The 11,968-nt window shown below is 48.8% G+C and carries 8 protein-coding genes and 1 pseudogene; 5 read left to right on the top strand and 4 right to left on the bottom strand.

What is annotated here, in order from left to right; translation table 11 throughout:
- The first annotated feature begins 1 nt into the window (after position 1).
- Positions 2-1,945 (top strand): glycoside hydrolase, encoded by a 1,944-nt coding sequence (locus DB48_RS12470; RefSeq protein WP_235375397.1) that lies wholly within the window; start codon positions 2-4, stop codon positions 1,943-1,945.
- Entirely contained in the window at positions 1,942-3,645 is a 1,704-nt protein-coding gene (locus tag DB48_RS12465; protein WP_041510601.1) for a cytidylyltransferase domain-containing protein, read from the top strand. Before DB48_RS12470 ends, DB48_RS12465 begins: the two co-directional genes overlap by 4 nt.
- An 86-nt stretch (positions 3,646-3,731) precedes the next feature.
- On the opposite strand, the gene pseC is transcribed toward DB48_RS12465, so the two are convergent.
- Together pseC and pseB are read right to left on the bottom strand one after the other, a co-directional pair.
- Positions 3,732-4,880 carry a UDP-4-amino-4,6-dideoxy-N-acetyl-beta-L-altrosamine transaminase gene (gene pseC, locus DB48_RS12460; protein ID WP_041510600.1) on the bottom strand — a complete coding sequence of 383 codons (1,149 nt, stop codon included), beginning with the start codon at positions 4,878-4,880 and terminating at the stop codon, positions 3,732-3,734.
- Positions 4,877-5,871, bottom strand: a pseudogene (gene pseB, locus DB48_RS12455) (UDP-N-acetylglucosamine 4,6-dehydratase (inverting)). Before pseB ends, pseC begins: the two are co-directional and overlap by 4 nt.
- A gap of 467 nt (positions 5,872-6,338) precedes the next feature.
- Between pseB and DB48_RS12450 the strand changes: the two are divergent.
- From DB48_RS12450 to DB48_RS12440, 3 genes are all read left to right on the top strand, one after another.
- Positions 6,339-8,822 (top strand): 6-hydroxymethylpterin diphosphokinase MptE-like protein, encoded by a 2,484-nt coding sequence (locus DB48_RS12450; RefSeq protein ID WP_041510599.1) that lies wholly within the window; start codon positions 6,339-6,341, stop codon positions 8,820-8,822.
- 110 nt (positions 8,823-8,932) lie between these two features.
- Complete coding sequence (locus DB48_RS12445) at positions 8,933-9,412, top strand: DUF2947 domain-containing protein (protein ID WP_041510598.1); 480 nt, start codon at positions 8,933-8,935, stop codon at positions 9,410-9,412.
- Between the two features lie 31 nt (positions 9,413-9,443).
- Positions 9,444-10,019, top strand: coding sequence for a chalcone isomerase family protein (locus DB48_RS12440; RefSeq protein ID WP_041510597.1), 576 nt, complete (start codon positions 9,444-9,446; stop codon positions 10,017-10,019).
- A 138-nt stretch (positions 10,020-10,157) separates the two neighbouring features.
- Here the strand turns inward: DB48_RS12440 and DB48_RS12435 are convergent, their stop codons facing one another.
- The gene (locus tag DB48_RS12435; protein ID WP_041510596.1) at positions 10,158-11,069 is read right to left on the bottom strand and encodes a TonB-dependent receptor; all 912 of its coding nucleotides are present in this window, start codon (positions 11,067-11,069) and stop codon (positions 10,158-10,160) included.
- 287 nt (positions 11,070-11,356) lie between these two features.
- Positions 11,357-11,968, bottom strand: coding sequence for a TetR/AcrR family transcriptional regulator (locus DB48_RS12430; protein WP_041510595.1), 612 nt, complete (start codon positions 11,966-11,968; stop codon positions 11,357-11,359).

Raw genomic sequence — 11,968 nt, 5'->3', positions numbered from 1 at the left:
CTTGACTGAGACATTATCGAAGCAGAGCAACATCATGCATTCTTCCACTTATCTATATACTGTCTTTCATCTCAACCTAGCGTTTTCTTCCATTGATAGCGCCAGCCACCCTCAGGTTGTCACTTCCTGTTATTGGCCGCTACTCGAAATAGCCGACTCAGGCATTCCACTGGGTATTGAAATGACTGCCTATACGCTGGAATCAATCCAAGCAGTCGATGAAGCTTGGGTCGAAAAATTTAGACAACTACTGCATCAAGGCAAGTGCGAGTTAATCGCCAGTGGCGACAGCCAGATTATTGGCCCCTTGATCCCAGCGAATGTGAATCAAGCTAATCTGAGACTGGGTCAAACCACTTATCAGTCAATATTAGGAATTACACCTAAGATAGCCTACCTCAATGAGCAGGCGGTCTCCGCCGGATTATTGGATATTTACATAGATGCAGGTTTTGATGCTGTTGTCGTCGAGTGGGATAATCCTTACTCTCACAACAGTGACTGGCAAGCCGAACGACTACACAGGCCTCAAACATTAAAGGGTGCCAGCGGGCGCAGAATTAAGGCTATCTGGAACCATGCCATCGCCTTTCAAAAATTTCAGCGCTATGTCCACGGTGAGCTAACCCTCACTGACTACGACCATTACCTTGAGAAAGTGCTACAGCCAGATACTCAGGCATTTCCAGTCTATGGCAGTGACGCAGAGGTTTTCGACTTTCGCCCTGGCCGCTACCATACCGAGGCGGAGCACATAAGCGGCGAATGGCAGAGAATAAAACAACTCTTTAGCTTTCTAGCGGGCAAAAAAAAGTACCACTGGAATACACCTTCACAGATATTAACGCAGTGGCGTAACGATGATCCACTAGCGCTGACCAATGCCCAACACCCAATCTCGGTCAAGAAACAGGCAAAATACAATATATGCCGCTGGGGGATCAGCGGCCGAAATGATCTTCAGCTCAATACCTTGTGCTATCAGAGACTAAAGGAATTAGAATTAAAGCCAAATAATGACGACCAATGGCGAAGCTTATGTCGCCTCTGGGCCAGCGACCTGCGCACTCATCTAACCCAAAACCGATACGAGGCATTATCGCTGCCCCCAATCGAAAATCCTGCCCCCGTTTTTGCTCCTTGGAAAGTCCAAAAAGATATCAACATTCAATACGATTCTGAACGCCGCAGGCTGCATATCACCACTCCATGGATAAAACTGACCCTAAACGGTCACCGCGGGTTGGCCATCGACTCTCTGGCATTTGCCTGCCACCAATTTATCCCGGTAATAGGAACATTGTCCCATGGTTACTTCGATCACATCAGCTATGGCGCCGATTTCTATAGTAATCATCTGCTCCTGGAGCGCTTTCGAGATCGCGACAGAGTAGCTGATCTAAACCGGGTGGAATATCAGTTAGGTGAGCAAAACGGCTGCCTAGTCATCTACTGTCAGCAGACGCTTAAGAGTGGCAGCATAGTAAAATGGTATCGTCTCGATGGGGAAAGCCTACACACAGGTATTCATTTCGGCGATACAGAAAGACCCGAAGCCTCGATTCGACTTGGCTATTTAACTCTGCTCGATTGCCAGCAACGCGCTTGGTATCAGACACACCTCGGTGGCATGACTACAGAATTTTTCCAGCTTTACCAAGACATAGATCAAGGCGCGCCAATCTCCTCTATCGTATCCAGCAGCAGTGCCCTAGGAGCCACAAAGGGGGTTATTCGCTTTGGCAACCAAAATCGAGCAATACAAGTCAGCTGGGATCCAGCCCTTTGCGCAGCCTTGCCCATGATCTCATCGAAACAGATAGATACTCAGTATTTAAACCGTCTATGGTTCTCACTCGCCGAAGCCGATGAAACCCTTAAACCTGGCGGTAGCTTGCTCGACCTCAACTTTAGCATCACCCCAACAAAGGAGCCGCAACTGTGACAAAGACTCTCGCCCTTGTCGGTGCCCGGCTTAATTCGAGTCGCCTCGCAGGAAAGCACCTATTGCCTTTATACGGCGCCCCTATGATTGCCCACATCTGGCGACGTCTGGCACTCTGCAGCGAAATCGATTGCAGCGAACTGGCAACCACAGCCGATAATTTCAATCAGCCACTTGTTGACTGGGCGCGCGAGCAGCAGATCGATTGCCATCCCTTTAACGGAGACGTTAACAACCTGATGGCGAGGCTTGATACCATCATCCAAAGGCAAAACCCAGATTATATTCTCTACATATGCGGTGACTGTCCGCTAATCGATCCGGAATTTATTGATCATGGTCTAAAGGCCCTAAAAGAGTCTGGTAAAGATGCAGTGATATTAAAAGAGGGCACTAATACCTTGCACGAGGGACTCTCTTTCTATAGTCGAAATGGTTGGAACAAGTTGATGGCGGCTAGCCAATGCAAGATGTCGCAAGAACATGTAGGTTACGCCGATAAGCTGACGCCAGTACTCGATAGAGTAGTCATTAATGATAGTGATGACTATGGCCGAGTAAAACACCGGATCTCTGTGGATACTCAGGCTGATTATCACTTTATGGCAGAGGTATACCGTCGTTGGTATACGAGTCATGAAGCCGAATCTATTGTCAGCTTGGCTTGGGTACAGCAACAACTTTTACATGATACCCAATTGGCCAAGATCAATGCCCATGTCACCCAAAAAGCCGCTGATAAACAATACGCTAAAGCCAGCCTTTACTGCCACCTTGGCGGAGATATCGGTTTAGGGCATTTCAAACGTACAGTGCTCATTGCCGATGCAATGCAAGAGTATTTAGGCATAGGCTCCACCATACATGCATTATTTGATGGCGAACCGCTAACTAATTGTTCGACCAAAATTAATTGGTACCGCACAGAGGAAGCACTGTTAAACGCCATGACAGAGGATAGAAATCCACTATTATTCCTCGATTTTCATCCAGACTTTATAGCGCCTATTTTACTAATACAGGCCTTAAAAGGCCCCAAACAGAGCGGCGCTAAGCTTGTTGGCATAGATAAGTTATCTCCCTTGATTGACATTCTTGACTGGTTATTTATTCCAAGCTTTTATACCGACTTAACAGACGAAATAGTCTCTAATGGCTGGCAAAATTACCTGTTTAACATCACGCCGAAAGAAGAAAAGCAAAGACAAATTTTAGTATTAACCGGGGGTAGCGACGCATTAGGCTATGGTGAGCTTTTACCTGCCATGCTAACAGAATTACAGTTAGACTGGCCGATAACTTGGATACAGGGACCTTTGGCACCCACGCCCACTATTCCGCCAAATAGCAATATCACCCTGTTACAAGACCCACCGGAATTAGATAAATTAATAGCCAGCTCCGAAGTGATCATAACATGCTATGGTCTTTCATTATTTGAAGCCATCTATTCTGGCGCCGCAACCCTATTGCTACCACCTCAACATCTGGTTAATGCCAATGAATTGCAGCAACTTGCAGTGGAAAAATGCTGTCTCATCAGCAACTCACTAGAGCATGCCTGCACACAACTAACTGACTTAATTGCACGCAAGCCGTTAAGAGAGGCATTACAAAATCAAACTAAACGTGTCTTTGAAAATCATCAGGGAATAATACGGCTAGTGAAAGAGATAAAGGAAATGATGGCCGATGGTTAATTATCGGTGTTAAAGAATCAAGCTAATCAATTGGTTGTTTCAAGAAAATAGAGTTAATCGGCGAACCTAAGCAAAAGCCTGGCAATTTATGCCAGGCATGCCGCTAGCTCGTTTATCACCCTTTGTTGATCGCTGGATGCTAAGGTCGGATAGAGTGGCAGGGTCAAAATTTGCTGATAGAAAGCCTCTGCGGAAACAAAGTCACCTTCCTTAAAACCACGTCCCAGATAATATGGCTGTAGATGCACAGGAAAATAATGTACGTGTACCTGAATTCCCTTGGCACGCAGGATGTCGAAGATCTCTCGTCGCCTTTCGCTCTGATGTAAACGTATCATGTAAAGGTGGCGTGCACTTTGTGAGCCAGTTAAGGGGTCTACTGGCGTAACAGGTAAATCACTGCAGTAACTGTCATAGATAGCCGCCAAACGATTACGTTCTGCGACAAAATGATCTAGCCGATTCAGTTGCGACAAACCAAGCGCCGCATGCAGATCCGTCATGCGATAATTGAACCCCAGCTCATGCTGCTCGTAGTACCAATCTCCCTCGTTTGGTCGCAACATAGTATCAGGATCCCGGCGAATCCCGTGACTGCGAAAGAGCGCCAACTTATCGGCCAATAATCGACTCCGGGTCAGTGCCATTCCACCTTCGGCACTGGTAATTATTTTTACCGGATGAAAACTGAAAACCGTGATATCCGAGTACCCACAGCTCCCCAGTTTATGGCCCTGATAACTGCCGCCGATGCCATGAGAGGCATCTTCAATGATCTTAAATCCATACTCTTTACCAAGCTCGAATATGGCAGCCATGTCACAGCTGTGGCCACACAGGTGCACGGGGATCACAACCTTAGGTAAAGCTCCCTGGCTCTTTGCCTGAATAAGCTTGATTCTCAATGCCTCTGAAGACATGTTACCTGTGCTGGGGTCTACATCGACAAAGTCAACTGTGGCGCCGCAGTATAGTGCACAGTTAGCTGATGCCACAAAGGTGATAGGCGATGTCCACACCCTATCGCCGGGGGCTACACCAAGCGCTAGGCAAGCGATGTGTAAAGCTGACGTAGCACTGTTTACCGCTACCGCAAACTTAGCGCCGCTATAGTCACATAAAGCCTGCTCAAAAGCGGGGATATTGGGGCCCTGAGTCAACCAGTCGGATTGCAGCACCTCAACAACTGCATCGATATCATCCTGGCTGATATCCTGTCTGCCGTATGGGATCATGCGTCAGCATCCAATTTAACGATATCTTCCCCCGTCAGGAAATGTGAATTGGTTCCCGAGTTGTATTCAAACCCCATGGCCACAGGCTTCCCTTTCTCGCCAAGGCCATTGGTGCAAAAGTCTGTTTCCCGTCCAAAGAAGCGAATACTCGGCGTAAGACGAAGTGATCGTCAAACTCTAGGGTATGATGTGAATCATCGGCAGGACACATGATTTCATGCATCTTCTCACCGGGGCGGATACCGATAATGTCATGATCTAAATTGGGCGCGTAGGCCTTGGCCAAATCTGTAATGCGAATCGAGGGGATTTTTGGCACAAAGATCTCTCCACCCTGCATTCGATCGAAGTTCTTCAACACAAAGTCGACACCATCTTGCAAGGTTATCCAAAACCGCGTCATATCTGGATGAGTAATGGGGAGTGATTGAGAACCTTCAGCGATCAACTGCTTGAAAAAAGGCACAACAGAGCCACGGGAACCGACAACATTACCATATCTCACAGCCGCAAAACGTGTCTTGCCGCCCCCAACAATATTATTAGCGGCAATAAATAACTTGTCAGAAGCCAGTTTGGTGGCGCCGTAAAGGTTAATCGGATTGGCTGCCTTATCTGTCGATAACGCTATCACCTTAGCGACATTGTTGGCGATTGCCGCTCGTATGACATTCTCGGCGCCATGAATATTTGTCTTGATACATTCGGTGGGATTGTACTCGGCAGCGGGGACTTGTTTAATCGCAGCAGCATGGATGACATAGTCGACCTCTTTAAACGCCTGCATCAATCGGTCGCCATCTCTCACGTCACCAAGAAAATAACGCATACAAGGGGCGTTAAATCTCTGTTGCATCTCATATTGTTTTAATTCATCACGAGACAAAATGATTAACCGCTTCGGCTTGTATCGCTCTAATATGGTCTTAGTGTACTTCTGACCAAAAGAGCCTGTGCCACCTGTGATCAGGATAGATTTATTATCGAACATTAACGCTCCATATTCGCATTAAACTCAGCATCACTAAAATAAGAAGTTATTAAAGCAAAGCCTTTGGTTACGAGCCCATGGCTTAATTTTAATCGTCAAAAAGGTAAGGCAAATTTCGTACCATAACAGCTAGCTCAGATATTCAACCGACAATTGTCTCAAATTGCCACCACCGATCAATATATAATAAACATCTTTAATCTTAGTAACTTAATATCTAATGTCTAACCTTATTTTTCAACAAGTCCCTAAGTGGTCTCATTTTGGCTAAATTTTAATCCCCTTCTACTTCAAATACTTACTATAGGCTGTCTGGCATAAAATTCGCATACATATCGGATTAATCCCAGATTAACATCGCGCTTGTGTCGTATTTGAGTCAGACTCTAAGCCATGCAGCGATTTAAATCGGCAAAAGTCGGCCAGAGTGTCAATAAATTGTCTACAAACATCGAATTGAGGGTGCAATGCAGAACATTCAATCTGAAATAACCAATACCTTTGCCGTCAGCCAGTTTGGTGAATGTTACCTGCCAAGCGTCAACCGCAACACCTTCGAAAAAATCGATTCGACGACCCTCTTCGACAATAAACTCAAAAAAGCGTTATCAACCCCGGATACGCTGCATATCATTGCTGGGCTAGACTCTGGCCTACTGGCAAACTATGTGATGGAGCAACCCATCCCCACAGGTAGCAAGTACATCTTTGTCGAACTCGATGAGATCTTATCTCTACTCTCTATCGAGATCCCCTCGCCTCTTTCTGATGCTATTCAGGTCGTTCCCCTCGAACAGTTTTCGACGTTAATTCAATCCTATGAGAACAATTTATTCATCGTAAAGCAGCAATTTAAATTACATAGATCCGTTGCGGCTGACGGTAACTATCTCGATAGCTATAGCTGGCTACACGCCCAAATAGACAACGCCGTCAGACAGGCTTATTTCGAGAATAGCATAGGCTTCACCCAAAAAATCTTCGTCAAGACTCAACTAAAGAATGTCGCGGAAACCCTCAGACCGGCATCGATTTTAAGGGATCAATTCAGAGGCAAGAGCTGTATCATCCTAGGGGGTGGCCCCTCGCTGGATAACCATGCTCAATGGATAAAGGCAAATAGCGATAACTTGGTGATCATCGCCGCTTCTCGCATCATAGGCAAACTCAACCGACTGGCCATCAAGCCTAACATTATCGTCTCGGTCGACCCTCAGTCCGTCAGCTTCGATGTCAACAAGGATATGATGTCACTTCCCCATGACACCCTGCTCACCTGTTCATACCATGTGACGCCGCAGATCTTGGGGCAGTGGCGTGGCGCCTGCCTATACACAGGGCCGCGCTATCCCTGGAATGATTTTGCCAAAGACAAGAATATTCAATCCATAGGTCCGACCGTGATCAATAGTGCGATGGAAATTGCACGGGAGATGGGATTTAGCCAGATATTGCTCAGCGGCGTCGACTTCTGTCATTCCCAAACGGGCGCCAGCCACACCTCGGGCACCTATGCTGCTAGCCTTGGGCCAAATTTGGGCGCCGTCATGGAATGGGTTGAAACCTATTCAGGAGAGATGGCCGAGACCCCAATGCAGTTATTGCAGGCCATCGGCGCGACCGAGGATCTAATCGCCTCTCACCCCCAGCAAGCTAACTATATCAATCTATCCGCCGATGCAGCCAAGGTAAAAGGTATCCAACATCACCCGGCAGATACTATCGCCCTCACACAGATAGATGCTGTCCAGCGACATCTACTCGCACCAGAGGTACACCTTGCGAACGATGCCGAGTGGATGGCGCATTTCACTCGTACTCTCAAAGAGTTGACCACAGCTCGACAGGCTTTAATACAGCTCAATAGCAAGAATAATGACGCGCTGGCCATCATTGGTAAACTGGAGAAAGAAAGGACAAATGAGCGCATCGCGCAACTCGCCAACAAGCTGGAAAGCATCGAACAGAGCATCAATAAAGAACACAAGGTGCTAGCAAGCCTCATTAAATTCTATGGTTACTACGAATTCAGTCATTTCTTATCTACCCAACAATCCGATGACTGGTCCCAAGAAGAGATCAACAAGCGCACGCGCATCTACTACAGCGCCTTCAAAGAGATGAGCGAGCAGCTCCTGGACCAGGTTCAATCGGCGATCGAGAGAACAGAGTCTCGCCTAGCCGAATATCAACAGAAAGTCGACGTAGAGGCACTGTGCCAAAGATGGGCTCAGGATAAGCAGTGGGGCCGTGCGTTACTTTGGCAGGAGCGACATCCCCAGCAGTATCAAAAGCTGTCAGCCGCAGAGCGAGAAATGCTTACCGAGTGCCAGAAGACCTTTGATGCCTTGTTTGTCGTCAAGGAATACATAGATCATTCGGCTGAGCGTACCGCCCCAATCATGGATAACGCCTTTAAAAAACTACAGTTACTCAGGCAGCAAAAACACCTGCTGGGCATCACTAAGATGGTGCAATATACGGCGCCTCATATTGATGAAGATCCCGAGATTGCCCGTTTATACAACCTGGCACTCAGCTATCGTTACCTACTGGAGAATCAATTACAGGCCTCACTCGATGCCGTGCTGAAGACCCCCTTAGCCGACCGCCAAGAGGAGGAGCTAAAACAGATCATTCAGCTTTCCCTGCAGCTCAACCAACTGCCGCTGGCCCTAGAGCACTATGCCAAGATAATCGCCTACAGCGACGAATATCTGCCGCAATATGCCCATGCATTGAACTTGAGTGGCGATCCTCAGGCGGCGCTGGGTATCTACCTGGATTACCTGGACAAGTACCCGCAGGACATTCCTGTCATGTTGAAATTAGGGATATTTCTGGCCCAGGCGGGTCAGATCGACGGCGCCGCCTCCTGTTTCGAAAACGTCCTCATGCTGGATGAGCATAATCAGGCGGCGCTTAACTATCTCAATCAAATAAAGCCCTAAGGAATATTTAGGCGCCAAAGGTTCAATTATCCTGCGGCGCAGTTTCCCTTGCCCGGTGGCAGGCCGTATAATGTCGGGCGTTAACAACTTACTGCCGATAGCGAGGCCCTGTGGCGCACACCTATATCCCACTCGAACAATACAAACGCAAATGGATCTTTAACCATAAAGATCTTCCTGTCACAGATGAAGACAAGGCCTGCATCAAGCCCCTGGATCAAAAATCATCCATGACGGTGTGGAATCAGTGGGTGAGCAACAAGAGCAGCCGCAGCGAGCAATTTACCAAGGGCGACTGGGCCGCCAAGGGCGATGCCTGGCAGGAAACCGACCACTGGCAAAGCGCCTGGGACAGCGACTCCCCCGCCCTGCCCGAGCTGTTTCAGGGCCACTTCGATTGGAGTGATGATACTCAGGTCTATTTCTGCTACGACAAGTACCAGATCATTGAGACCCGCTGGGACATCTTCGTGCGTAACTGGAAGTGCTTTCTCTTCTTCGATGACGGCCCACTACTAATCGCCCCCAAGAAGAAACAGGCGGCGCTTTTCCACCAGAGCGGTCAATATCAGCTAGGTAAACGCGGCTAGTCCAACTATTACAATATTGATAAGAGGTTATATGAAGTCCCTCCTACGCCAACTACTCCTGATGACAGCCGTGGTCAGTGCTCCACTTACCGCCGACACACTGACCAGCAACATGCTGGCCGACGTGCCACTCGCCGACGAGGTAAACCTAAGCGGACAGCCTTTGGCCCTCAACGGCGCCGGCATTCGCAGCAAGTTTTTCATGGATCTCTATGTGGGTAGCTTGTACACCACCAGCCCAAGCCAAACCCTCGATAGCGTGCTCCAGGCACCGAGCGTAGCGATTCGTTTAAATATCGTCTCGGGAATGATCACCTCAGAGAAGATGCAAGATGCGATCATCGACGGCTTCGACGACGCCACAGACGGCGAGCCTCAGGCGATTCAGCCCCAGATAGATGCCTTCATGGCCCTCTTCTCGGCGCCGATCATCGAAGGGGACCAATTTACCCTGGAGGCGACCAAAGATCTCGGTGTCACCGCCTATAAGAACGGCGAAAAGCAGGCCACGGTTGAGGGCGAAGCCTTTCGCCAGGCGCTGCTGAAGATCTGGCTAGGCGATAAGCCAGCGCAGAAGAGCCTCAAGCGGGCAATGCTAGGCGAATAAACAATAGCTGGGGCTAACTGAAAGCTAAATGACAGCTTAATGAAGAATCATAAAAAATGGCCTGACGGAATGTTCAGGCCATTTTTGTATGCATCACATTTTCTGATTCATCACATTTTCTGATTCAACATTAGCATCCTAGAATCGATACTGGGCGGAAAATGCCAGTGCCAGCTGATCCTCAAGCGACACCTTTGTTTTCGGCGAGGAGAGCTCTAGTTCGCCGCTGAAAAAATACCCCAGGTAAGCGTCGAACTTCAGTGGCTCGCTTGCCTGCCAGCCCGCCCTGACAAAGCCGACCCACTCGTCGATCTCCAGCGTCACATCCTCATCTTCCACCAGAAAACGCTGGGTACGCTTAGAGCTGCCAACGCCCACATCGAGCGTGTCATACCACTGGTAACTCAGCTCCAGGCCGGCGGGACCGCTAAAGCCCGCCGAGAAGGGGTTAGCCAGCTTCAGCTTGTCGGTTATCTGCCAGTTCACCGCCAGATAAGGCAAGGTGCGCACCTCGGAGATGTCATTGAGGTAGGCCACCCCAAGCCCCAACATGTTGCCGCCATTGAAGCGGTACATGCCCGATGCCACCACACCATAGCTTTGGGCATTAGACGCCGAGGCGCCATCGGCGTAGGCATATTGCAGCTTGGGCGCCAGCAGGAACAGCCAACGATCGTTGGGGCGATAGCTGAGCCCCACACCCACACCATATCTGTCTACGTTAGACCAGGGGGCAAGATTACCATTCAGTAGCGAGCCGCGGCCGCTCCAATCATAATCCAGCCTGTCGTAACTAATGTTGGCACTAAGCGACCATTGCCTGTTTAGGGCAAAGCTGGTCTTCGCCCCAAAAAGCCAGGTATCACGCTGCAACGCCAAGCCGCCGTCACCCACATCGACCTCACCGACGCCGATACGCGAAACCGACAGGGTCAGCGGCGATTGATGTCGCTGTCCGCCTTGGGCCGCCTCGGCTGCGATGGGTGCCAGGCTGGCAAACGCTAAAGCCAACGCGTTAATCTTCAATAAAAATGTAAGGCTATGCTTCATACCCTCTCCCTAGGGAATATTCAGACCGACTAAAATATCGACCGGCTTGGATGTTATCCCCTCAGGCCAATTAACAATCTTCAACTAAATAGGTTAAAGCTTAGTACGATGAAACAGGCTAAAAGATCACTCTTTACTCAGGCTTTGCTCAAAGTTTTTTGCCCAAGCTCTTGGCTTAAGCTCTTTGTTCTAGCTCTTGGCTTAAGCGCTTTGTTCTAGCTCTCTACTCAAGCTTTCCCCAAGCTCCTTATTTAAGCTTTCCCCGCAACTAGCCTCCACGGGCAGCATTAACAACGATAGGCGCGCAAAAACATACTCACGGTATCCTTGATATAGGCGGGGCGCCTTGCAACTAAATCATCGACCGGCAAGCCTAGCTCTTGTTTCAGGCGCATCTCGCCAAACAGCATCATACATAGCCTAACCGAGGCATTGCGCAGATCGCCAAAATGATACTGACCTAGCTTCTCCACCTGGGCGAAATAGTTTTCTAAAAGGTTCAATAAAAATTCAGGCCCGGCATTAAAAAACAGCGCCGATATTTCCGGGTGGGTATCGGCCTGGGCGACACAGGTCTTAAACACCTCGATCGCCTCGGGCGAGACGATCATCTCACCAAAATAGTTACCGAAATGTAGCAGCGCCTGCTCGGGTTGCTCCGGGCTGGTAAACAACTCGGCCGTGACCTGATGCACGACACACTTAGATTCGATAGAGGCAACGAACAGATCATCCTTGCTGCCAAAATGCGAATAGACGGTCTGTTTAGAGACGCCCGCCAACTTCGCGACCTCATCCATGCTGGTATTGGGAAATCCTTGCCCACAGAAGAGCTCTATCGCCGCATTTAAGATCTGCGCCTTCTTCTGTTCACTGCGGCTAAGGTGTGTTTGTACCAT

The organism is Shewanella sp. cp20 (assembly GCF_000832025.1).
In the GTDB taxonomy this organism is placed as follows: Bacteria; Pseudomonadota; Gammaproteobacteria; order Enterobacterales; family Shewanellaceae; genus Shewanella.
Note: the sequence above shows the minus strand (reverse complement) of the source record. Positions and strands in the feature narration are given on the sequence as shown.